The organism is Rothia aerolata, assembly GCF_014635585.1.
GTDB lineage: Bacteria > Actinomycetota > Actinomycetes > Actinomycetales > Micrococcaceae > Rothia > Rothia aerolata.
Map to the genome: position 1 here is coordinate 573,988 of NZ_BMDC01000001.1, position 22,031 is coordinate 596,018.

The 22,031-nt window shown below is 59.5% G+C and carries 21 protein-coding genes; 1 reads left to right on the forward strand and 20 read right to left on the reverse strand.

From position 1 onward, the window contains the following. Positions 1–29: 29 nt before the first annotated feature. From IEV00_RS02545 to ftsY, 19 genes are all read right to left on the reverse strand, one after another. Positions 30–530 (reverse strand): NUDIX domain-containing protein, encoded by a 501-nt coding sequence (locus IEV00_RS02545; RefSeq protein ID WP_188358752.1) that lies wholly within the window; start codon positions 528–530, stop codon positions 30–32. Between the two features lie 233 nt (positions 531–763). Continuing rightward, entirely contained in the window at positions 764–2,353 is a 1,590-nt protein-coding gene (gene ffh, locus IEV00_RS02550) for a signal recognition particle protein (protein ID WP_188358753.1), read from the reverse strand. Between the two features lie 117 nt (positions 2,354–2,470). Continuing rightward, positions 2,471–3,298 (reverse strand): exodeoxyribonuclease III, encoded by an 828-nt coding sequence (locus IEV00_RS02555; protein ID WP_188358754.1) that lies wholly within the window; start codon positions 3,296–3,298, stop codon positions 2,471–2,473. Between the two features lie 5 nt (positions 3,299–3,303). Further along, positions 3,304–3,894, reverse strand: coding sequence for a GNAT family N-acetyltransferase (locus tag IEV00_RS02560; RefSeq protein WP_188358755.1), 591 nt, complete (start codon positions 3,892–3,894; stop codon positions 3,304–3,306). Positions 3,895–4,029: 135 nt separating this feature from the next. Continuing rightward, a complete protein-coding gene (locus IEV00_RS02565) occupies positions 4,030–4,368 on the reverse strand; it encodes a P-II family nitrogen regulator (RefSeq protein ID WP_188358756.1) in 339 nt (112 codons plus the stop codon). Between the two features lie 9 nt (positions 4,369–4,377). Then, the gene (locus IEV00_RS02570; RefSeq protein WP_188358757.1) at positions 4,378–5,652 is read right to left on the reverse strand and encodes an ammonium transporter; all 1,275 of its coding nucleotides are present in this window, start codon (positions 5,650–5,652) and stop codon (positions 4,378–4,380) included. Between the two features lie 151 nt (positions 5,653–5,803). Beyond that, positions 5,804–6,538 (reverse strand): class I SAM-dependent methyltransferase, encoded by a 735-nt coding sequence (locus tag IEV00_RS02575; protein WP_188358758.1) that lies wholly within the window; start codon positions 6,536–6,538, stop codon positions 5,804–5,806. Further along, positions 6,535–7,308, reverse strand: a complete 774-nt coding sequence (locus tag IEV00_RS02580) for an ABC transporter ATP-binding protein (RefSeq protein WP_188358759.1) — start codon at positions 7,306–7,308, stop codon at positions 6,535–6,537. Before IEV00_RS02580 ends, IEV00_RS02575 begins: the two co-directional genes overlap by 4 nt. Further along, positions 7,305–8,282, reverse strand: coding sequence for an ABC transporter substrate-binding protein (locus tag IEV00_RS02585; protein ID WP_188358760.1), 978 nt, complete (start codon positions 8,280–8,282; stop codon positions 7,305–7,307). Before IEV00_RS02585 ends, IEV00_RS02580 begins: the two co-directional genes overlap by 4 nt. A gap of 16 nt (positions 8,283–8,298) precedes the next feature. Further along, complete coding sequence (locus tag IEV00_RS02590) at positions 8,299–9,378, reverse strand: FecCD family ABC transporter permease (protein WP_229723024.1); 1,080 nt, start codon at positions 9,376–9,378, stop codon at positions 8,299–8,301. Positions 9,379–9,395: 17 nt separating this feature from the next. Further along, on the reverse strand, positions 9,396–10,286 hold the full coding sequence (locus tag IEV00_RS02595; RefSeq protein WP_188358761.1) for an urea transporter: 891 nt from the start codon (positions 10,284–10,286) through the stop codon (positions 9,396–9,398). 12 nt (positions 10,287–10,298) lie between these two features. Beyond that, entirely contained in the window at positions 10,299–11,165 is an 867-nt protein-coding gene (locus tag IEV00_RS02600) for an urease accessory protein UreD (protein WP_188358762.1), read from the reverse strand. A 5-nt stretch (positions 11,166–11,170) separates the two neighbouring features. After that, positions 11,171–11,785 carry an urease accessory protein UreG gene (gene ureG, locus IEV00_RS02605; protein WP_188359426.1) on the reverse strand — a complete coding sequence of 205 codons (615 nt, stop codon included), beginning with the start codon at positions 11,783–11,785 and terminating at the stop codon, positions 11,171–11,173. Between the two features lie 28 nt (positions 11,786–11,813). Next, complete coding sequence (locus IEV00_RS02610) at positions 11,814–12,503, reverse strand: urease accessory protein UreF (RefSeq protein ID WP_188358763.1); 690 nt, start codon at positions 12,501–12,503, stop codon at positions 11,814–11,816. A 3-nt stretch (positions 12,504–12,506) separates the two neighbouring features. Next, positions 12,507–12,998, reverse strand: coding sequence for an urease accessory protein UreE (gene ureE / locus IEV00_RS02615; RefSeq protein ID WP_188358764.1), 492 nt, complete (start codon positions 12,996–12,998; stop codon positions 12,507–12,509). Between the two features lie 12 nt (positions 12,999–13,010). Beyond that, a complete protein-coding gene (ureC, locus tag IEV00_RS02620; RefSeq protein ID WP_188358765.1) occupies positions 13,011–14,726 on the reverse strand; it encodes an urease subunit alpha in 1,716 nt (571 codons plus the stop codon). Positions 14,727–14,746: 20 nt separating this feature from the next. Next, positions 14,747–15,181 carry an urease subunit beta gene (locus tag IEV00_RS02625; RefSeq protein ID WP_188358766.1) on the reverse strand — a complete coding sequence of 145 codons (435 nt, stop codon included), beginning with the start codon at positions 15,179–15,181 and terminating at the stop codon, positions 14,747–14,749. 8 nt (positions 15,182–15,189) lie between these two features. Further along, positions 15,190–15,492: an urease subunit gamma gene (locus tag IEV00_RS02630; protein WP_188358767.1), complete on the reverse strand. Its 303-nt coding sequence runs from the start codon at positions 15,490–15,492 to the stop codon at positions 15,190–15,192. Positions 15,493–15,820: 328 nt separating this feature from the next. Then, a complete protein-coding gene (gene ftsY, locus IEV00_RS02635) occupies positions 15,821–16,915 on the reverse strand; it encodes a signal recognition particle-docking protein FtsY (protein ID WP_188358768.1) in 1,095 nt (364 codons plus the stop codon). A gap of 59 nt (positions 16,916–16,974) precedes the next feature. On the opposite strand from ftsY, the gene IEV00_RS02640 reads away from it, so the two are divergent. Beyond that, entirely contained in the window at positions 16,975–18,339 is a 1,365-nt protein-coding gene (locus IEV00_RS02640) for an MFS transporter (protein ID WP_229723025.1), read from the forward strand. A 5-nt stretch (positions 18,340–18,344) separates the two neighbouring features. Here IEV00_RS02640 and smc read toward each other — a convergent pair whose 3' ends face one another. After that, positions 18,345–21,827, reverse strand: coding sequence for a chromosome segregation protein SMC (smc, locus tag IEV00_RS02645; protein WP_188358769.1), 3,483 nt, complete (start codon positions 21,825–21,827; stop codon positions 18,345–18,347). Positions 21,828–22,031: the final 204 nt, after the last annotated feature.

Here is a 22,031-nt window from a genome sequence, read left to right on the forward strand (position 1 = left end):
ATCGAAACGGCAACCGAGGCCGAAAATCTTTACTTCTGGTGCAGGTTCTCCCCCGATGAAGTTTCAATAACCTCACCGGTTTCAAGCGCCCTGAAACAATCACGGAGCCTCGTGGCAAAATGGGGCCCAAAATATTCATCGAACTGGTCCTGGGCCAGCCACTCGTAGGTAACCAGCTCTTCTTCCTGCAGGGTAATCTTCGTATCGGCATCGATCACACCGCCGTCGTAGATGTAGTAGGTGGAGTCTCCCCACACACCCTGCTGCAGGCCGTGGAAGATGGTCAGCACCCGACCGGGCTCAAGGCTCAGGCCCACCTCTTCTTCCACCTCGCGGAAGCAGCCCTCTTTAGGGGCCTCGCCCGCCTCGACCGTTCCGCCGGGTAGAGACCAGCCATCGCGGTAATTGGGCTTGACCGCCAGAATACGGTTCTGCGGGTCACGAATTAGGGCCGCCGATGCCAGGCGGCGGGTCGGTAGGGTCGCAATAAAGGCCACCAGTTCATCGTGCGAAAGATACGTATCAGCCATGACTACCTCACTTCGTGAACACGCACCCGCTCGTAGCGGGCGCCACTTACCTAGTCATCACCACAGTATCGAAAAAGCGGGCGCAACACAGCAGAAAACTCTCATAGCGGAATCTTGCGGGGAGAAAGATACAGGAGGACGCCGCTCACCCACCCGCGCGCGGCGGGGCCGGTCAGCGGCGTCCTCCTTCGTCCTCCTAGCGAAAACTCGCGCCCGGAAAAGCTCCCCGGCGGTTACTTATCTCCGCCCAGGAACTTCTCAAAGCCCTTGGGCAGGTTCATGTCTTCCATATTGAAGTCCTGGTTAGCCTGCTGGCCGAAGGAAGAACCTGCGGGTGCCTGCTTCTTCTGCTGGGCGGCCAGTGCCTGCTGCTCGCGCTTAGCCGGGTTACCCGAACGGCCCTTCTTGTTCTTGCCCTTGTTTTTCTTGTTGTTCTTGCGCATCTGGCCGGCAGCCGCTGCCATACCGGGCATCTGCATACCGCCGGGCAGGCCCGCCATGTTGCCCGAAGCCAGCTTCTTCATCATCTTCTGTGCCTGGGCAAAGCGTTCCATGAGCTGGTTGACCTCAGAGACAGTCACGCCCGAACCCTTAGCAATACGGGCGCGGCGGGAACCGTTAATAATCTTAGGGGCCACGCGCTCGTGCGGGGTCATGGAGCGAACGATTGCCTCAACGCGGTCAATCTCTTTCTCGTCAAACTGCTCCAGCTGCTGACGGATCTGGGCCGCACCGGGCATCATCATCAGCATCTTCTTCATGGAGCCCATCTTGCGAATCTGCTGCATCTGGGCCAGGAAGTCATCAAAGGTGAAGTCTTCCTGATCCACAAACTTCTGGGCCATGCGGTCGGCCTCAGCCTTATCCCAGCTAGCCTCAGCCTGCTCGATCAGGGTCAGCACATCGCCCATATCCAGAATGCGCGATGCCATACGGTCGGGGTGGAACTGCTCAAAGTCGTCAACGTTCTCACCGGTGGAGGCAAACATAATCGGCTTGCCGGTCACCGAAGCAACGGAGAGCGCCGCACCACCGCGGGCGTCGCCGTCCAGCTTGGAGAGAACCACGCCGGTAAAGTCCACACCCTCGTTGAAGGCCAGGGCGGTGTTCACCGCATCCTGACCAATCATCGCGTCAATCACGAAGAGAACTTCGTTGGGCTCAATAGCATCGCGAATGTCGCGGGCCTGGGCCATGAGTTCAGCGTCCACACCCAGGCGGCCAGCGGTATCGACAATGACGACGTCGTGCAGCTTGGCGCGCGCCTCAGCCACGCCGTCGCGGGCCACCTGCACGGGGTTGCCGGTTGCCTCTTCAAACTCAGAGGTCACACCGGGGTGCGGGGCGAAAACGGGCACGCCCGCGCGCTCACCGATCACCTTGAGCTGGTTCACCGCGTTGGGGCGCTGAAGGTCAGAGGCCACCAGCATGGGGGTGTGACCCTTGCCCTTGAGCCACTTGGCCAGCTTACCGGCCAGGGTGGTTTTACCCGCACCCTGCAAACCGGCCAGCATAATGATGGTGGGGCCGGACTTAGCCATGTTAATACGGCGAGTCTCGCCACCGAGAATCTGCTGTAGCTCCTCATTGACAATCTTGACGATCTGCTGCGAGGGGTTCAGCGCCTCAGAAACCTCAGCACCGAGCGCGCGCTCCTTAATATGGGCGGCAAACTCGCGCACCACCGGTACCGCAACGTCAGCATCCAGCAGGGCGCGGCGAATTTCGCGTACTGTGGCGTCAATATCCGCCTCAGTCAAACGCCCCTTGCCACGCAGGTTCTTAAAGGTATTCGCTAGGCGGTCAGAGAGTGAATTAAACACGAGCCGTGAACTACTTTCGGTTGATTGCTGAGGCTATCCTCAAGATTTCCATCAATCTCTAAGGATAACGCATTGGGTGGGGCGAGCGAAAAACCTATCCGGTAGAAACCAGCGGTCTTAGAGGTCAATCTCCATCAGAATCGGGGTGTGGTCTTGCCGCTCCCCCGAGTCAATCATTTCTGAGACCCTCACCTGGTCAGCCACCCGGTTTGAAACCAGCCAGTAGTCAATGCGCCAGCCGGTGTTGTTAATCTTTGAGGTGCGCGAGCGCTGGGCCCACCAGGTGTAAGCTCCGGTCACGTTACCGTGCAGGTGGCGGAAGGTATCGGTAAAGCCGGCGTTGAGCAGGTTGGTGAAGCCGTCTCGCTCCTCAATCGTGAAGCCCGGTGAGCGGGTGTTGGACTTGGGGTTTGCCAGGTCAATCTCGGTGTGGGCCACGTTGAAGTCGCCGGTGGCAAGCACGGGCTTAATCTGATCGAGCTTTGAAAGGTAGGCGGCGTACTTCTGATCCCAGATTTGGCGGTCTGCCAGGCGCTTGAGGCCGTCTGAGGCGTTAGGGGTGTAGACCTGGGTGACGAAACAGTGGTCAAATTCCAGGGTAATCATGCGCCCCTCGTGGTCCATGGTGGTGGGGCTTTCAATCTTGGGGAAGGTCACCTGCGGCTGGTGCTCCTCCTTATAGAGGAACATGGTACCCGCATAGCCCTTGCGGGCGGGCTCCACCGAGGAAACCCAGACAATCTGGTAGCCGGGAAAGTACTCCCCCAGAACTTCTTCGTGCTTCTTGGTGGGGCCCTTGGCCGAGAGCTTGGTCTCCTGGATAGCCAGCACATCGGGCTTGAGGTCAGCCACGGTTTTCAGCGTTGCCCGAGAGAGCAGCGCGCGGGCAGAATCAGAGGTCAGGGCAGCATTGAGGGAGTCAATATTCCAGGAGATAAGTTTCATGGGTTTTAGTCTACCAAGGCAAAACCCACCACGTGATAGCCCCTCTCCTGCCGTTTGAAGTTCCCGAATACTTCGGCTCCTAAGTGCTGGTGCAGGCCCAAGGACGCGCGGTTGGCGTCTTCTACGCCCGCGGCAAGGTGGGTGCGGCCCAGCCGGGCGGCAATCTCAGCAACCCGGTGGATCAAAAGCGAGGCGAGTCCCCTACCGGCAAAGTCGTCGGAGACTGCAAGGGGCCCGTAGGCGAGAGTTGTGGCGGGGTTCAGCTTCTCGGCAACCACCGTGGCGATGCCCAGCACCATCGGCGGCAGCCCCTCTTTGACCGGAGGAACCCCGGTGAAGAAGAGAGCTCCCACTATAGAACCGGTCGAGCTATCTTCCACCACTACCGCCCCGCGATCCGCTGCTTCTGCCCCGGCCCAGGCGGCGGCGCCGTCCTGACCCATCTGCCCCTGCACAAAACCTTTCCGGGCCCGTTCTTCTTCGCTGGCATCGGGGCGCGCGGCAACCTGCAGAAGCGACCATATAGCCGAGGCGTCATCGGCGGTGGCGAGCCGGGTAGTAAAATCTTCAAAGCTTGATTCATCAATACTGAACATGTCTCCCCTTTGAAACGCTGAGAGTAAAACTGTCTCCACCATAACACTTGAACCATGAAGTATTGGAGCGGTGTTCCGCCGAACAGAAAGGGGCCGGGTACAAGCTGTACCCGGCCCCTCTTTTACAACCGCCTCCTACAGGGCGGCTTCGCCCCGTTCGCCGGTGCGAACTCGAATCGCCTCATCGACGGTGGTTACCCAGATTTTGCCGTCCCCGGCAGACCCCGTATTGGCGGTGGCAATAATGAGATCCACCATGTCGAGCGCCTGCGAGTCATCGGTGAGAATTTCAAGCCGAACCTTGGGCAGAAGATTAACCTGATATTCCTTGCCGCGGTAGACCTCTACGTGCCCGCCCTGCTGGCCGTAGCCCTGGGCCTCGGAGACTGTCATGCCCTTGATGCCGAACTCTTCGAGGGCCTGGCGGATATCCTGGAACTTTTCGGGCTGAAGAATTGCTGTCACTAGTTTCATCGTCGGTCCTTAGAAAGAGGGTTTCTGTTCGGAGTGGGAGAAGGTACCCGAGGTGCCTGATGCAAAGGAGTAGGCGGTCTCGGCGTGCTGGGCCAGGTCGATGCCCTGAACCTCCTGCTTTTCGCTCACCCGGAAACCGAGGGTCTTGTGGATCACCAGGGCGATCACCAGGGTAACCACTGCACAGTAGACCACCGAGATGATGGTAGCGACTACCTGGGTAATGAGCAGGCCGACTCCGCCGCCGTAGAAGAGACCGGCGGTACCGGTTTCAGGGGTGGCGATGAAGCCAAGAGCCACGGTGCCGATGATTCCAGAAACCAGGTGAACACCCACCACGTCCAGGGAGTCGTCATAGCCCCAGGTGTATTTCAGACCCACCGCGTAGGCTGAGACGATACCGGAGATAAAGCCCAGCACGATTGCCCAGACCGGGTCAATGTTGGCGCAGGCGGGAGTAATAGCAACCAGGCCTGCCACAATACCGGAGGCTCCGCCGAGCGAGGTAGCGTGGCCATCGCGAATACGCTCAAGAACAGTCCAGCCGAGCATAGCAGCCGCGGGAGCTGCCAGGGTATTGACCCAAATCAAACCTGCCTGGGCGGGGTCAGAAGCGGCACCGGCGTTGAAGCCAAACCAGCCGAACCAGAGAATAGCAGCACCGAGCATCACGAAGGGGAGGTTGTGGGGGCGCTGGTTAGGATCCTTACCGAAGCCCTGACGAGCACCCAGCACCAGGGCAAGAATCAGACCGGCCACACCGGCGTTAATGTGAATCACCAAGCCACCGGCAAAGTCGATTGCTTCGCCGAGAACCGAACCGATCGCGCCGTCCTCACCAAAGAGGCCGCCACCCCACACCATAAAGGCCAGCGGGCAGTAAACCAGGGTAATCCACAGGGGAACAAAAGCAATCCAGGCAGAGAACTTGGCCCGGTCGGCCACCGATCCCGAAATAATCGCCACGGCGATAATAGCGAAGGTTGCAGAAAAGCCCACACCCAGCAGGTCTTCCGGCGACTGATTGACCATATCGATCAGACCAAAGTTGGTGATAGGAGAACCCACCACCTCTTTAATCAGGGCAGGCTCGGTACTCATTGAGTAGCCCCAGAGCACCCACACCACACCGACTAGCCCCATGGAAATGATGGACATCATCATCATGTTCAGCGCCGCCTTAGCGCGGGTCATACCTCCGTAGAAGAGGCTGAGCCCCGGCGTCATAAAAAGCACCAAGGCCGCAGCGACGATGGTCCATACGCTTGCTGCATCGAGTTCCATACCCGTTCCCTTCAATCGTTAACGCTGTGCGTGTGGTTCGATATGACTATTGAACGCCCAGCGTGTTTCGATTTTTCGTGGGGAACAGTAACGGTTGGGTTACCGTCAGTGGATTTTTGTTTCGCTTCGGTGACGCCGTGTAGCCGGCAGGTTAATTCTGTTTCAGCTCTGTTTCGGGAGCCCGGGCAGTGACCGTGTATTGCAGGGTGGGCTCGTGGCCCGGGGTTGCGCCCAGGGCAAGGTCCAGGGCGTGAAGCTCGCTGAGTTCTCGAACCGTTACATCTTCAAAACCGGCACTTGAAATCGCTTCTACCACCCCGCTGATGCTGGCGGCTTCAGAGAGAGGTAATTCTGCCCGCACGCTTTCATCGTAGAGAGTGGCAAAATTTTCAGTCTTATTTTCGCCCAGGCCCTGCGGGAACCAGGGAGCATCGACCACCACCAGCCGACCGCCGGGCACCAGCAGGTGCTTCCAGTTCTCTAGCGCCTGCACTGGGCTACGCAGGGTCCACATGAGGTAGCGGCTGGTAATCACCTCGAAGGTCTGGTTACCCAGACTCTGCTGCGGGTCAACGGCATCGGCCAGAAGAAAGTCGGGGCGGTTTGCATCTTCTAGCTGGGCTGCCTCGTGGCGGGCCAGCTCAAGCATCTGCTCAGAGAGGTCAATACCGGTCACCTGCTTGCCCAGCCGCGCCTGCACCAGGGCGAGAAAACCCGAGCCGGTTCCGATGTCCAAAACTTTTTGTTTCCCGGCAGGCAGGGTCTCAGCCAGCAGCCCTGACCAAAATTCAAAATCCACCTGCCTGCGGCTATCCCTTTGCTGAAGGCGGTGGTAGGTGTGCGCCCGCTGGTTCCAGTAGGCGTTAATAGATTCCTGTGCGTTCATGCGGTGCTTTCTTCATCACGCGGTTCAAAAATAAGGTGGGTTGTCCCCTGAAAGGCCAGCCGGTGAACCCCGATGGAGTAGACGGGTTCTAAATAGTCTGGGCTCAAAATTTCATCGGCGCTCCCCTGCGCCACCAGGCGCCCGCGATCGAGCAGAGCGACGTCGTCGCAGTAGCGGGCGGCGAGGTTGAGGTCGTGGAGCACAATCACCGTCTCCCGCCCGCTGGCTCGCACCAGTCTCAGCAGCTCGTGCTGGTGCCTGATATCGAGGTGGTTGGTGGGTTCATCCAGCAGAATATAGGGGGTGCTCTGGGCCAGGGCACGCGCGATGAGCACCCGCTGTTTCTCGCCGCCGGAGAGCTCCGCAAAGAACCTCTGCGCCAGGTGCACAGCGCCCACCGACTCTAAGCTGGCAAGCACAATCTCTTGGTCTTGGGCACCGGGGCGGGCAAAGAGCCCCAGATGGGGTGTGCGCCCCAGCATCACCATCTGCGCAACGGTCAGCCCCGGCTCGCTATCGCGCTCCTGAACCACCATTGAGACGGTGCGGGCAAGCTCCTGGGAACTGTAGTCTGCCAGGTCTTTCTCCCCCAGGCTCACCTGCCCCGCCTCAGGTTTCAGACTGCCGCCCAGGTTGCGAATCAGCGTTGACTTACCGCTGCCGTTGGGCCCCACCAGCCCCAGAACCCTTCCGGGGTTCTGAACCAGATTAATCTCGTGCAGCACCCGATGCGGCCCGTAGGAAAAGCTCAGGTTGCTCGCCCGAATCATTGATAGAACCTCTCAGCAATCTTCTCCAGGCCATCGACCGCCAGCGGGGTGGCGGGCTCGGTGAAGTTCATCAGCTGCACCATCACCTGGTCGTCCCGCACCGCCGTCATGGAGTCAGCGCCGGGAAGGTTCTTCACCGCATCGGCCACCGCCTGCGGATCCCCCTCCGAATAGAGCAGAATCAGCACGTCGGGGTTCCGGTTGATGAGGTCTTCGCTGGTTACCTCGAACACCCGCTGATCGACGTTGTCAAACACATTTTTAAAACCGGCAGCTTCGAGCTGGGGCTCTGCCATTGACTTGGTTCCGTAGGCGTAGGTGGTGCCGCCGCCCACCGTTGGGTAGAGAACGGCCGCCGTGCGCCCGTCCCCGTCTCCCACGCGCTCCTTGACCGCCTCCACCCGGTTCTTGAGGTCGCTGATTGCGGTCTCGGCGCGATCCTCCCTATCAAAAATAGTGCCGTAGGTTTCTAGCTGGTCGTAGATAGACTCAAAGCTCTGGTGCTCGGGGGCGCCGCTCTTACACATGGCGGGCTCCTCGATCAGGGGAATGCCCAGCTGGGAGAGGGAGGCTCGATCCAGGTTATCCACCTCGCCCAGCACCAGGTCTGGCTGCTGGGAAATCACGGCGTCTTTAGATATGTTCAGGTGGCCGCTGGCATCCAAATCGTCAGAGAGCATCGGAATTTTGCTGAGTTCATCGCGGGTCGCTTGGTCATAGTATTCATCGGGGTAAGCACCCGCGCGGGCGGCCACCTTATCCATCACCCCGAGGTCGTGCAGGGCCGGTACCGCCGCTGATTTAAGGATCACCATGCGTTCGGGGGTCTTGTTAAAGGTCACGTCTACCCCGCAGTTCTGCACGGTAATGGAGTTTTCGGACGACGCCGCTGAGGTCTGCCCCTGCGCGCAGCCGGTCAGCAGAAGCAGGCCTGAGGCCGCGACAGCGCTAAAAATCTTGAGTGAGTTGTTCAAGGGAAAACTAGCCTTCCTAAGAATATGAACGCATTTTCTTGATGAGAACGAGCAAGAAGGGGGTACCAACCATAGCGGTGAGAATACCGATAGGGATTTCCTGGGGTGCCAGGACTGTACGAGCCACGAGGTCGGCCAGCGTCAGAAGAATAGCCCCCATCAAAGCCGCCACCGGAAGCGCAACCCGGTGGGTGGCACCCACGCAGCGCCGGGCCAGGTGGGGAATAATCAGCCCCACAAAGCCGATACTACCTGCCATGGCCACCACCACTCCCACGTTGAGTGAGACTATCACCAGCAGAATCAGGCGGATCTTTTCGGGAGAAATACCCAGTGTGAGGGCCGATTCATCCCCCACCGAGAGAACATCCAGGTACTTGCTCATAGCCCACAGCAGGCAGAGGGTCAGACCGGCGACCAGAATCATCACCGCCAGCGGGGTTCCCCACACCGCCAAAGCTAGCGAACCCAGCAGCCAAAACATGACCGACCGGGTGCCTTCTGCATCTCCGCTGGCGAAGATGAGAAAACTGGTGAGGGCGTTCAGCGCATAGCCCACCGCTACACCCGAGAGAAGCAGCCGCAGGGAGGTAATACGGCCGCCCGTTCTCGCTAGAAAGTAGACGAGAATCGAGGATGCTAGGGCACCGAGAAAGGCCGTGGTCTGTAGGGCATAGGCGCCGAAAGCTCCCACTCCCGCCCCAAAGAGAATGGCGAGGGCGGCTCCCGCCGAGGCACCGGAGTTGATACCCAGCAGGTAGGGTTCGGCGAGAACATTGCGCACCATAGCCTGAAGTACCATACCGCTCACGGCAAGGCTGGCACCGACCACCACGGCAAGAATCACCCGAGGTAGGCGCACCTGCCAGATAATGGCATCAACCGAGGCGGGCCAGGTGACCTGGCTTTGCGGAGCTACCGTGTGGTGGGCAATCACCTGCATGGTTTCGCCCAGGGTCAGCGGCACCGCCCCCACCGTGATGCCGAGAAAAACTGAGACGGCAAGACCCACCAGTAGCAGGATCAGCCACAGCAGGGCACGCGAGCGCAGCCGCTGGGTGCCCAGAGGGTCGCTATGATTTTCTTCTTTCTGCACTATCACTTCTGGCTATACTAAGGCTTTTTGGGAGAAGCCGGGGTGAACCGGGCACCAACCAGCATCACAATCCACATGGAGAGCAGGAAGGGCCAGGTGTAGACCGGAATGGGAGTGAGGGCCAGTAGGGGCTGGATGCCCAGGGTCAGCAGGACGCCGATCGTGGCGGCTATGATACGGGTGGCCAGTGGGCGGTTGTTCCAGAAGGTAGCTCCCAGCACGATGGAAACCAGCACGGCACTATAGCCGAAGAGGCCGGTGGAAACGGGCAGGAGTCCTCCGTGGATCAGGGCAGCCAGAAGCAAACTCAAGGCACTTCCCCAGAGGGCAAAAGCACCCAGAACAGCGCCACCGCCGGCGAAGAGACCCAACGCAATCAGCACACCCGTGAGAGCGCCGTCCGCAAGCACCACCTCAGCCAGGTTATTGGCCAGTCCCACGTAAACGCCCATCAGTCCCTGCCCCGAGCTGAGTGCGCCACCCTGGGCAAGCCAGGGGGTAAGCAGGGTCATCAGCACACCGGTGACCGTGCAGAAGGGGGCGGTGGAAACGGGAAGGGCGGCTTTACGCAGGGCCCCCAGAGCAAAGAGCTTCTCAAAGAGAAAATGAACGGGGGTGCAGAGGGTAGCGCCCACCAGGGTGACTGCCAGGCCCAGCCACCAGTTCTGAAGCTGAACCCCGGCAGCCGCCCCCACCAGCGCGCCGTTGAAACCGAATAATCCATCAGCCACCGCAGCCCGACGCTTCACCGCAAGACCGGTGAGGCTCTGCACCAGGGAGCCAAAGAGCATCAGCACCGCGGTGCGCAGGTCAAAGAGAGCAACCCCGACAAGAATCAGGATGCCGGTGGCAGTGCTTCGTACAAAATAAATTTGGGAGATTCCCCTCAGAACATCCTGAATCTTCATGGTTCCCCTTCTTTAGTGCTTGCGTAAATCAAGGTCTGGCTGGCCGCGCCACAGCCTGCGGGTGAGGTTGACGATGCTGTGGTGCAGGGCAGCAATCTCCTCGGTGGAGTGTGCCAAAGACCGCACCACCACGCACCTGACCCCGAGGGTCTCCAAACCAGCGCGGGTGATGCCGGAGCGGGTTGCGGATTCATCGACCAGCTCTGCCAGCCGGGCATAGAGAGCGTCGTCAATACGGGCATCAGCTAAAAGAAGCTGGCCGGTGTGGCTAAAGCCCTCCAAGAGCCCCACGCCCTGAACGTCCCCCAGCTCATCGGGGTTGAGCCGCAGCTGGTCCACCGCCAGGAGCTTGCTCCCCTGCTCAGTCGCTACCCGAATCTCGGTGCGCATACGCAGCTGGCGGTATTTGAAGGGGGCACCGTCCGGCGCCCAGCCCGGGGTGATAATCTCTGACATGGTCAGCGAGGCGGTGGGGTCCATCGTCACGGTGGTAGCCTGCCGGTAGGCTCCCTCGCGGTAAACAATCAGCTGATCGGGCAGGTAGTCAAAGACGGCGCCGGGGCCAAGCTCTACCCTCATCTGCTGCGAGGCCGGGCCCTGCGGGGTCTTATAAACCTTGGTGGCAGACTGGGTGGTGAGTAGCAGCGAAGCGCCGTCATCCACCGCAATATCCAGCAGGTAGCGGTCAGCCCCAAAATAGGCCCCACCGGGGTTGACGGCGGTGTAAGTCACCTGCGAAGAGCCATCGAGATAGTGCGGGCGCAGCACGCGCAGTGCCCCCTCGTGGTACTGGCTCGTTGCCACCGACCGCCCACCGCGGTCGGTGACACCGAGTTTGAGCACACCCGCCCACTTCTGGGTTTCGTGTTCAGTAGCCATAGATTCTAGGAGGCAAGATCCAGCATCAGCACATCGTGGCGAATCCAGTTCTCCACGGTCTCAAGACCCTCGTCTGTCTTAAGGTTGGTGAAGGCGTAGGGCTTATCTTTGCGGAAAACCTTAGAGTCTTCCTCCATCACCTTGAGGTCCGCACCCACGTAGGGGGCAAGGTCGGTCTTGTTGATAACGAACAGGTCTGACTTAATCATGCCCTGGCCCGCCTTGCGGGGAATCTTCTCCCCCTGCGCCACGTCAATCACGTAGATGGAGAAGTCCACCAGTTCGGGGCTGAAGGTTGCCGAAAGGTTATCGCCACCAGATTCAACAAAGATAATCTGTAGGTCATCAAAACGCTTCTTGAGATCCTCGATAGCCGCCTCGTTCATAGAGGTATCCTCGCGGATAGCTGTGTGGGGGCAACCGCCGGTCTCAATACCGATAATCCGAGATTCGGGAAGCACGGAGTTCCGCGCCAGAATCTTAGCGTCTTCAATCGTGTAAATATCGTTGGTAATAGCAGCCATTGAAATCTCATCGCTCATGGAACGAGAGATACGCTCAATCAGCTGGGTCTTACCGGCGCCCACGGGGCCGCCAATGCCAATAATAATCGGATCCATCATCAAACCTTTTCTTCCTATAGTGGGGCTAGCTCATAAAGAGTCGAGCGCGCTGACGCTCGTGCTGCATTTGCGCGATTTCTAGCCCGGGAGCGATAGCCCCTAAATCTTCTTCGGTCAGGGTTGCCGATTCCTCGACTGCCCGGCCCACCCAGTCCTGGGCTGCCCGAATCACCCGCTGACCGGTATTTTGGCCCAGTGGAATGGCGCGCACAGCATTCTGGGTCAGCGAAATCACGGTGGCGTAGAGGTGCGATGCCACCGCCTCTTCCACCGGAACCTCAAGGTTGCGGGCAATCACGCCCCACACCACAGCCTGGTGGGAGCTGAGACGGCCCTCGGCTACCCCGGCGGCATAGGCCTCAACCCAGGCACTGGGGTAAGACGCGGTAGCCAGCGAAAGAAGCCGCTTACCCATGGTGATACCGCCCTCTCGAATCTGCTGCGGCAGAGCCTGGGCGGTCACCAGCTCGTCCAGGGCGGCGACGTCCTCAAAAGAAGCCGCCGCATACACCAGCCGAATCGCCAGCGCATCGGTGAAGGTGAGCTGCTGTTCAATAAACATGCGTATCCATGCTGAGAATGATGCTTCATCCTCGAGCTCCTCGCGGTGCATATAGGTTTCAAAACCCAAAGAATGGCTAAATGCACCGGTCGGTAGCGCAGAGTCAGTCAGCTGCATCATTCCCAGCAGGGGTGCCAGCGGTGAACCTACCATCTGCTAATGGGTGTGTTCTGCGTGGCGGAAGGGCACGGGTATGATCCTTTCCTGGCGGGAGTAGGAGACACCGTGGTGCTTGAGGAAATCCTCTACCGTGTGGTCATACTGCACCACCATCACCTCGGCCTCGTACTCGCTACTGCGATCAAAGAACTGAGCCTGCAGGTGGCGGTTGCCCAGGGAATGAGCCACAAAGGCCATCTCAACGATGGAGGAGGCCGCAATCACCAGCACATCGGTGGGAAGCACAGACACCACAATGGCGTTACCGTGCTCGCCGGTGTCTTCCAGGGCGAGAATATCGCCGTCCTTGAGGTCGGGCGAGTTGGCGGGCAGGCGCAGACCGATTTCTTTCTGGTGGTCGGTGCTCACCCGCTGAATTCGCTTGACCAGGTCAGCGCTGGGAAGCACCACCTTCTCCAGGTGGCGGCCCTCAACCAGGGCAGCACCGGCTTCCTCGTGGGTGTTTCCTAGAATTTCAGTAACTATCAAGAGCGTCCCTTCTTAGAACATGAAGTAGCGCTGGGCCATGGGAAGTTCATCCTGGGGCTTGGCGGTAATGGGCTCTCCGTTCACCCGCACCTCGTAGGTCTCGGGGTCAACGCTGAGGCGGGGCATTTCGCCGTTGAGCTTCAGGTCTGACTTCTTCAGATCACGAATGCCCTTGACCGCCCGAATATGCTTCTTGAGACCCAGCTGGCGCGAGACTCCGTTGAGGACGGAGGCATGCGACATGAAGGTGATGGAGGTGCTGGACACAGCGCTACCGTAGGCACCGAAAGCCTTACGGTACCAGCGGGGCTGCGGGGTGGGAATCGATGCGTTGGGGTCGCCCATAATGCTGTTGACCATCTGGCCGCCCTTGATAATCAGATCGGGCTTCACGCCGAAGAACTGCGGCTCCCACAGCACCAGGTCAGCAAACTTGCCGGGCTCCACCGAGCCCACCACGTGCGAGATGCCGTGGGCAATCGCGGGGTTGATGGTGTACTTGGCGATAAAGCGCTTAATACGGAAGTTATCGCCGGTCTTTCCCTCATCTTCAGCGAGCTTACCGCGCTGCTTCTTCATGGAGTCGGCCACCTGCCAGGTGCGCATAATAACCTCGCCCACGCGACCCATCGCCTGAGAGTCCGAGGAGGTCATGGAGAACACGCCCATGTCCTGCAGAACGTCCTCCGCCGCGATGGTCTCCTTACGAATGCGGGAGTCTGCAAACGCGACGTCCTCGGGAATCGAGGGGTTGAGGTGGTGGCAGACCATGAGCATATCGAGGTGCTCTTCGAGGGTGTTCTTGGTGTAGGGCAGGGTCGGGTTGGTGGAGGCGGGAAGAATGTTCTCGTCGCCGGCCAGTTCGATAATATCGGGGGCGTGGCCACCGCCTGCGCCCTCGGTGTGGAAGGTGTGGATGACACGGCCGGCAATAGCTGCGCGGGTATCTTCAACGAAGCCTGCCTCGTTGAGGGTGTCGGTGTGGATTGCCACCTGCACGTCGTACTCGTCGGCAACCTGCAGGGCGGTGTTGATGGAGGACGGCGTTGCGCCCCAGTCCTCGTGAATCTTTAGCCCCACCGCGCCGGCTCGGATCTGCTCTGCCATGGGTGATAACGATGAACCGTGGCCCTTACCCAGCAGGCCGAAGTTCATGGGGAACTCTTCAAAGGACTGCAACATGTTGTGGATGTTGCGCTCACCGGGGGTGATGGTGGTTGCCTTGGTGGACTCGCTGGGGCCGGTACCGCCACCGAACATGGTGGTGATGCCGGAGACCAGGGCTGTCTCAATCTGGTCGGGGCTGATGAAGTGGATGTGGGTATCAATACCGCCCGCGGTAAGAATCTTGCCCTCACCGGCCACCACGTCGGTGGCAACGCCGATGGTGATGTTGACACCCTCCATGGTGTGGGGGTTACCCGCCTTGCCAATTGCCATAATGTGGCCGTCGCGGATTGCCACGTCTGCCTTATAGATTCCGCTCCAGTCAATAACCACCACGTTGGTAATCACGAGGTCAGGAATACCCATGTCGCGTACCATGTGGCTGTTCTGGCCCATGCCGTCGCGAACCACCTTACCGCCGCCGAAAACTGCTTCTTCGCCGGGGGTGGTGAGGTCGTATTCAATTTCAGCAAACAGCTCGGTGTCTGCCAGGCGAACGGCATCGCCGGTGGTGGGGCCGTAGAGGCTGGTGTACCGTTCGCGGCTCAGTTCAAAACTCATCTTTGGTTTACCTTTCGCGCCTAGTCGTTGGTTTCGTTCGAATAGCCTTCGCGCTCTTGGAGCGGCTGAGGGGCATCGCCACCAACCGGTGAACGACGAGGACGCTTGTATTCACCGGCGTCTTCGGTGAAAGTGGTTGCTTCGTGCGGGTCAAGGAGGCCGTCTACCAGGTCACGGAAACCGTAGACAATGCGGTCTCCGCCCAGGGGAATGAGCTTGACGGTGGTCTTATCGCCGGGCTCCAGGCGAACAGCGGTGCCAGCGGGAATATCGAGGCGGTGGCCCAGCGCTGCCTGGCGGTCAAATTCTAGGGCTCGATTGGCCTCGGCGAAGTGGAAGTGGGAGCCCACCTGAACGGGGCGGTCGCCGCGGTTGAGCACCTCGAGGGTGATAGATTCACGCCCGGCGTTGCAGGTTACCGGGTTTTGGGCAAGAATGTATTCTCCGGGAATCACAGAAGCTCCTAACGAATGGGGTTATGGACGGTCACCAGCTTGGTGCCGTCGGGGAAGGTCGCTTCAACCTGAACGTCTGGAATCATCTCGGGAACACCCTCCATAACATCCTCACGGGTGAGAATGGTGCTTCCCCAGTTCATCAGGTCTGAAACAGTGCGCCCGTCGCGGGCACCCTCGAGTAGTTCATAGGTGATAATCGCGATTGCTTCGGGGTAGTTGAGCTTGAGCCCCCGGGCCTGACGGCGCCGGGCCAAATCTGCCGCGACAACGACCATCAGTTTTTCTTGATCTTTAGGTTGTAGGTGCATCTAAAATCCTTGCCCTAAATGTTGTTGATAGGGGTTGCATTTATGTAAGCAACACAGATTCTGTTATACACCTGTTAGACCACGGAACAAATTTGTTTGGGCTGGTGGCACCTGGTTTTTACCAACTGTATTTCTGCCTGAAACATAAGAGATACAGGCGCGAAATAAAGGTTGGGGGCAGAATATTTTGTCCCCAAAAGTGATGGAGTTAAGGAGCTAGCATCGTGACAGAGGGAACACAAAAGAAAAGGAGCCGGCTTCTGTGCAAAGAACCGTTTGATCAAACGGTTCTTTGCACAGAAGCCGGCTCCTTAGCGGGAGGGGCTAGCTAGTCCAGCAGGGCATCCACAAAGCCCTGAGCATCGAAGGGGGCCAGGTCGTCAGGGCCTTCCCCCAGACCCACGAGCTTCACAGGAACGCCCAGTTCCTCCTGGATAGCCACCACAATGCCACCCTTGGCAGAGCCATCGAGCTTGGTCAGCACAATACCGGTGATGTTAACCACCTCGGCAAAAACCTTGGCCTGAATCATGCCGTTCTGGCCGGTGGTCGCATCAATCACCAGAAGCACCTCGGTCACCGGTGCTTCCTTTTCAACCACACGCTTGATCTTGCCCAGCTGGTCCATCAGACCCGCCTTGTTCTGTAGGCGGCCAGCGGTATCAATCATCACGGTGTCAATATCGCCGCGCGCCTTGCCCTGCTTAATCGCCTCAAAGGCAACCGAAGCCGGGTCAGCGCCGTCCTTATCAGAACGCACGGTCTCCACGCCCACGCGGGAGCCCCAGGTCTCCAGCTGGTCGGCGGCGGCGGCACGGAAGGTGTCGGCGGCTCCGAGCAGAAGTTTCTTATCCTCAGCCACCATCACGCGGGCCAGCTTACCCACGGTGGTGGTCTTACCCACGCCATTTACACCCACAACCAGCACCACGCCGGGGTTCTCCCCCTCGCCGTCCAGCTTCAGAGAACGATCCATATCGGGGCCAACAATTTTCAGCAGTTCCTCGTTGAGCATCTGCTTGACCTTGGCAGGGTCTTCGGTACCCTCCACGCGCACCCGCTGTTGCAGGGCAGAAACCAGGCGCTCTGAGGGGCCAGAGCCCAAATCCGCCATCAGCAGGGTTTCCTCGACTTCGTCCCAGACATCCTGGTCGATCTTGTCGCGGGAAAGCAGGGCCAGCAGTCCCTTACCCAGCAGGTTATTCGAGCGGGCCAGGCGCTCACGCAGGCGAACCAGACGGCCAGCAACCGGTGCTGGCCGGTCAAGGTCTGACCCCGGTGCCTCGGCCTGATCATTAGCATCGCGCGTTGAGTCATAGCCGCCCTTGGGCGCCTTCGGCTTGCGCAAAAAGAAAGCCAGAAGAGCGCCCAGAACCACTACACCCAACAAAATATACAAAAGAAGAGTCAGGGTATCGTTCATGGTTCTAGCTTCTCACACACTCACTACGGGCGCAGTTTTTAGAGGTAAAGTTATGCTTTATGGCTGAACAAAATCCCCGCACCAGCGCCGACCACGGTGAAGGTCCCATCACCGCTGCCCTGCCCACGGTAGCCGCCCAACAGCAAGAGATGTCTTCTTCGGAACCGGCTTCTGTTCGGCAGGAGAAGGTAAAGGTTCCCGCCCAGCTAAAGGTGCTCATTGTTGCCGCTTTCGTGATTGCTCTGGGCTTTGGCCTCATCGCCCCGGTGCTCCCCCGCTATGCCGCGAGTTTTGACGTCGGCGCTATGGCGGCCTCAGCGGTGGTTTCTATGTTCGCGGTGGCGCGACTTGCCTTCGCGCCGTCCTCGGGAAAACTGGTGGGCAAATTCGGTGAACGTCCCACCTACATCGTGGGGCTGATTATCGTTGCCCTTTCCTCGCTGGCCACCGCCTTCGCCGTCAGCTACCCCACCCTCTTGGTGGCGCGCGCTATCGGCGGCATTGGCTCGGTGATGTTCACGGTCTCAGCTATGGGCCTTTTGGTGCGGCACTCTCCCCCGTCGATTCGCGGCAGAATCTCAGGCTACTACGCCACCTCCTTCCTACTGGGAAATATTCTGGGCCCGGTGGCCGGTTCAGCCATGGCGGGTTTGGGCATGCGTCTGCCCTTTATCATCTACGGTATTGCGCTCTTTATCGCCGCGGCCGTGGTCTTTATCTTCCTCAAGGATTCCTCGGAGGGCTCTACGTCCACCGCCGCTAGCAGGCCCCAGCTTCAGTTCCGCGAAGCCTGGCGCTTTACCAATTATCGTTCTGCCCTGACCACCAACTTTGCGATGGGCTGGGTTGCCCTGGGTCTGCGGGTTTCGCTCATGCCCCTGGCAGCTGTTGCCCTGCTCACTTCCTACCACGCCGGTGAAAACTACGACGCCAACGCCGGTGGCACCGTGCTCGCCGGTCTGGCACTGGCCCTCTACGCCGCCGGAAACGCGCTGAGCCAGAACATTTCGGGGGCACTGTCTGACCGGTTTGGACGACGCCGCCTCATCTTCACCGGCCTGCTCATCGCGGGCACCGCCACTCTGCTGGTGGGCTACGCTCCCTCGCCGGTGCTCTTTACCGTCTTCAGCGCTCTGACCGGAATCGGCACGGGCTTTCTGGCGCCGTCCCTACAGGCATCGGTCGCCGACATCATCGGTAACTCCCGCAACGGCGGCCAGGTGCTCGCCTACTTCCAGATGGCCTCTGACGTGGGCCAAATCATCGGCCCCATTCTCGCCGGCTTTATCGCCGATCAGTTTGGCTACGGCCACGCCTTCGCACTCTCCGCCGTCTTTATGCTCGTCTGCACCCTGGGCTGGCTACCCTGGCGCAACCCCCGCTTTCCGCGGGAGCTGGCGGACGACGGCTACACGGGTAAGTAGGGTCTTTAGCCCTCAATCTCCTTCTTGAGGGCGGAGGCCGACTGGCTCATGACCTGTGAAACCCCGTCTACCACGCTGATTCCGTAGATAGCCTCGGCAATCTCAACCGTACGGGGCTTATGGGTAACAATGATGAGCTGGCTGTGGACCGCCAGCTCTTTGAAGACCTCCAGAATGCGGGAGAGGTTCCTGTCATCAAGTGCGGCCTCCACCTCGTCCAGCACATAGAAGGGGCCGGGCCGGGCCGCGAAAATAGCGGTCAGTAGGGCCAGGGAAACCAGGGCGCGCTCGCCACCGGAGAGCAGGGAGAGGCGCTTGACCTTCTTGCCTGCCGGACGGGCCTGAATGTCTATTCCCGATTCGAGAGTATCGTCGGGGTCGGTCAGCACCAGAGTTCCCTCACCGCCGGGAAAAATCTCGGCAAAGATTCGCTCAAACTGCTCCCTGGTTTCTTCAAAGGCGCGGGTAAATTCATCGCGGATATGCTGGTTGAGCTGCCTCATCAGCGAGCGCATATCTGACCGGGACTTCTTGAGGTCGTCAATCTGCTCTTTGAGGTAGCTGTGCCTCTGTTCCAGCGCGCTGTATTCCTCAAGTGCCAGGGGGTTGACCGTTCCCAGCTGTTCCAGCTGTTTTTGAGCTTCGGCCAGCTTTCGCTCTGCCTCGCTTCGGTCAAAAGATTCTTGACGCTGGGCAAAATTTTCGAGGAGGTCTTCGAGGTCTGCCGAGAGTTCTTCTTCGGCCCGTCTCTCAAGGTTGTCCCGTTGGGCCTCTAGCTTTGCTCGTTCGATACCCACATCCCCCAGCTGGCGGGTCAGCTGGTCTAGCTCTGCCCGCAGGTGCTTTCTGACATCCTGGGCAGCTTCCTCTTGTTCAGCCAGTTCTTTGCGGCTGCGCTGGATTGAGGAGAGATCCTCCCGAGCAGCTTCTGCCTCTTTCTTGAGAACGGTCTCTAGCTCTTCGGCCCGGCCTCGAAGCGAGCCCGCCTGGGCCCTCTGCACCCGGTGCAGGTTTTCCAGTTCTTCCTGCTGGGCAAGCTCACCGGTGAGCCGGTCTAGCTCCTGTCGGCTTGCGAGAAGTTGCTGCTGACAAGAAGCTGCCTGCTGGCGGGCGTTTTCTTCCCGTACCTCAAGGGTGGCCAGCTCTGTTTTTAGACTGTTGAGTTCGGCGCGTAGTTCTTGGTTCTTCTCTTTGAGTTCGGTCAGCCCCGCTGCCGGCTGGGTGGCAACCGCCCGATCGAGTTCCTTTACGGCTTTTTCTAGCTCCTGCTGGGCTTCTGCCTCAAGGGCTGCTGCGGTTTCAGCTTTCTTGCTCAGTCGCTTGAGGTCGGCTGTGGCCGATTCTCCCCGGCTTTTCAGACTCATCAATTCAGCGCTGGCGCTTGCCAGTGCTGCGCGGGCAGAGCCCACCGACCTGGCCAGGGTCTTTTCCCGCTGCCGAGACTGCTCAAATTCTTCTTCTGCACCTTTCACCGCCTCTTGGGCTGCGGTGAGCTCCCCCTGCACGGTGGCCCGTTCTTCTTCCACCGCAGCAATCTGGGCGGCGGTTTCCAGGGTAGAGCGCTGGATCCCCTGACCGAGCAAGGTTGCCTGCGGAGTGTGCATGGCGCCGTTGGCTGCAATGAGCACAAGGCCCGGGTACTTAGCCAGCTGCTTTTCATACTTGGAGCGGGGTGGCAGGTTCTCGCAGAGCGCCACGCCCGCAAGTATGGGTTCCAGGCTGGTCAGCACAGTAGCTTCACCGCTGATAAGGCTGGTTGCGGGGGTGTATTTGGCGGGAAGGCTCACCGAGGTCTCCCCTGTCTGCGCAGAGCTGCCCTTGCCCTTTCTCCGCAGAAAAACCCGGGAAAATTCCTGGTCGGTTTCTTCTTCCACCAGCCATGCCTCGGCAAGTTCTCCCAGGGCGCGGGCGACTGCCTTTTCCCAGCCCTTCTCAACGGTCAGGGCTTCATAAACACGCTGAAGGTGGCTCGGGACGGTTTCTTTCCCCTCGCTACCCGAAGTATCGAGGGCCTGCCGCAGGGTTGCGTGCTGGGCTTTTAGCCCCTCGTGGCTCAGCTGAAGCTCGGTAACTCGCTGCCGGGCCTTTTCTAAATTCTCGGCCAGGTTGCTTCTTTCCGTGCGGGCTTCCTCCACAGACTTTTCAAGACCCTTGAGCTCAGAAGTGCGCTCAAGTTCAGCATTGCCTGCCTCTTCAAGCACGCTCTGCAGATTCTTCAGCACCCGGCGGGCTTCTTCAAGTTCATCTTCACGTTCACTCTTGAGAGCCTCTGCCTTTTCAGCCCGGGCGCGGGCAACAGCCAGAGCCGAGGTAAGTTCAGCAACGCTGGTGCGGTGGTTTTGCCGCTGATTTTCAAGGTTTTCCAGTTCAGCTTCACCCTGAACTAGAAGGTGAGAAAGCTCCTCCGTCTTCGCTTTATGCTGCTCCAGCTCCCGGGCAAGTTCAGTCTGCTTCTTCTGCCAGGTCTCCACCTGCTGCGCCAGAGAACTTTCTTCGGTTTTAGCGCGGGTAATCCGCTCCCGGTGCCCAGCCAGGGTGCTGTCCGGCTGGCTCCGCAGGCGCTCAGCTGCCACCGCCGCAACGGCCCTCGCTCGGGCAAGTAGCTGGTCAAGGGTGACGATGCGCTGGCGAAGGGATTCAATCTGTTTCCGCAGTTTCTCAGACTCCCGGTTAAGTGAAACCTGCTTGTTCTCGGATGACTCTACTTCCGCCTGCGCCCGCCGCTGCTGCTGGCGCACAGCCGCCGCGGCGTCGTCCTGCTCCTTCTGCTGCCGCACCAGCTCCGCGGCAGAGGCGGCCAGCAAGTCTGAGCGCAGCGCCCGCGCCTGCGCCTGCACCTCACGGGCCTCCCGGGCAGTCTCAGCCTGCTCGCCCAGAGGTTCTAGTTGAGAGAGAAGTTCAGCCTCAAGATCCTCAAGACGGTCGAGGTTAGCCTTCAGGTTCGCCAGTTTTCGCTCGGCCTTCTCAGCCCGGCGCCGGTACTTCAGCACCCCGGCGGCCTCTTCAATGAAGCCGCGGCGCTCAAGGGAGGAAGCGTGCAAAATCCTTTCAATGTGCCCCTGACCCACCACCGCGTGCTGGCTCTTGCCCACACCGGCGTCCGAGAGCAAATCCTGCACGTCGGCCAGGCGCACCGCAGAACCGTTAATCTCGTACTCAGAGCCACCCGAACGGAACATCGTGCGGGAAACTTCTACCTCGGTTGCGGGAAAATCCAGAGCGGAATCAGAGTTATCAATCACCAGGGTTACCTTGGCGCGGCCCAGGGAGGAACGGGATGAGGTTCCGGCAAAGATAACGTCCTTCATCGATCCGCCGCGCAAAGACTTAGGCCCCTGCTCTCCCAGCACCCAGTTCAGGGCGTCCACCACGTTGGACTTACCCGAACCATTGGGGCCCACCACAGCGTTAATGGCGGGGTCGAACTCAAAGACCGTGGTGGAGGCAAACGACTTGAATCCGCGCAGGGTTAGGGATTTCAGGTGCACGGGAATCCTCTCGGGCGTTGAAATACAGAAAACTCTAGGCGTCTATTATTCCACGTCAGCCCGGCAGCAGGGGCACCGCGCGGTGGAACTAGCGGCCCTGTGATAATGCCCCGAGAGCGAAATAAAGCGTTAAAGCGCAATCAAGAACTAAACTTAGTAAGCAGGTTGAGATGTTTTGCACCGAAACTATTTCTTCCCTGGATT

What these genes read in the sequence shown, in the direction of transcription:
- IEV00_RS02545 (WP_188358752.1), bottom strand. Translation starts at nt 530, where the DNA reads ATGGCTGATACGTATCTTTCGCACGATGAACTGGTGGCCTTTATTGCG.
- IEV00_RS02555 (WP_188358754.1), bottom strand. Translation starts at nt 3,298, where the DNA reads ATGAAACTTATCTCCTGGAATATTGACTCCCTCAATGCTGCCCTGACC.
- IEV00_RS02560 (WP_188358755.1), bottom strand. Translation starts at nt 3,894, where the DNA reads ATGTTCAGTATTGATGAATCAAGCTTTGAAGATTTTACTACCCGGCTC.
- IEV00_RS02565 (WP_188358756.1), bottom strand. Translation starts at nt 4,368, where the DNA reads ATGAAACTAGTGACAGCAATTCTTCAGCCCGAAAAGTTCCAGGATATC.
- IEV00_RS02570 (WP_188358757.1), bottom strand. Translation starts at nt 5,652, where the DNA reads ATGGAACTCGATGCAGCAAGCGTATGGACCATCGTCGCTGCGGCCTTG.
- IEV00_RS02575 (WP_188358758.1), bottom strand. Translation starts at nt 6,538, where the DNA reads ATGAACGCACAGGAATCTATTAACGCCTACTGGAACCAGCGGGCGCAC.
- IEV00_RS02580 (WP_188358759.1), bottom strand. Translation starts at nt 7,308, where the DNA reads ATGATTCGGGCGAGCAACCTGAGCTTTTCCTACGGGCCGCATCGGGTG.
- IEV00_RS02595 (WP_188358761.1), bottom strand. Translation starts at nt 10,286, where the DNA reads ATGAAGATTCAGGATGTTCTGAGGGGAATCTCCCAAATTTATTTTGTA.
- IEV00_RS02600 (WP_188358762.1), bottom strand. Translation starts at nt 11,165, where the DNA reads ATGGCTACTGAACACGAAACCCAGAAGTGGGCGGGTGTGCTCAAACTC.
- ureG (WP_188359426.1), bottom strand. Translation starts at nt 11,785, where the DNA reads ATGGATCCGATTATTATTGGCATTGGCGGCCCCGTGGGCGCCGGTAAG.
- IEV00_RS02610 (WP_188358763.1), bottom strand. Translation starts at nt 12,503, where the DNA reads ATGGTAGGTTCACCGCTGGCACCCCTGCTGGGAATGATGCAGCTGACT.
- ureC (WP_188358765.1), bottom strand. Translation starts at nt 14,726, where the DNA reads ATGAGTTTTGAACTGAGCCGCGAACGGTACACCAGCCTCTACGGCCCC.
- IEV00_RS02630 (WP_188358767.1), bottom strand. Translation starts at nt 15,492, where the DNA reads ATGCACCTACAACCTAAAGATCAAGAAAAACTGATGGTCGTTGTCGCG.
- ftsY (WP_188358768.1), bottom strand. Translation starts at nt 16,915, where the DNA reads ATGAACGATACCCTGACTCTTCTTTTGTATATTTTGTTGGGTGTAGTG.
- IEV00_RS02640 (WP_229723025.1), top strand. Translation starts at nt 16,975, where the DNA reads ATGGCTGAACAAAATCCCCGCACCAGCGCCGACCACGGTGAAGGTCCC.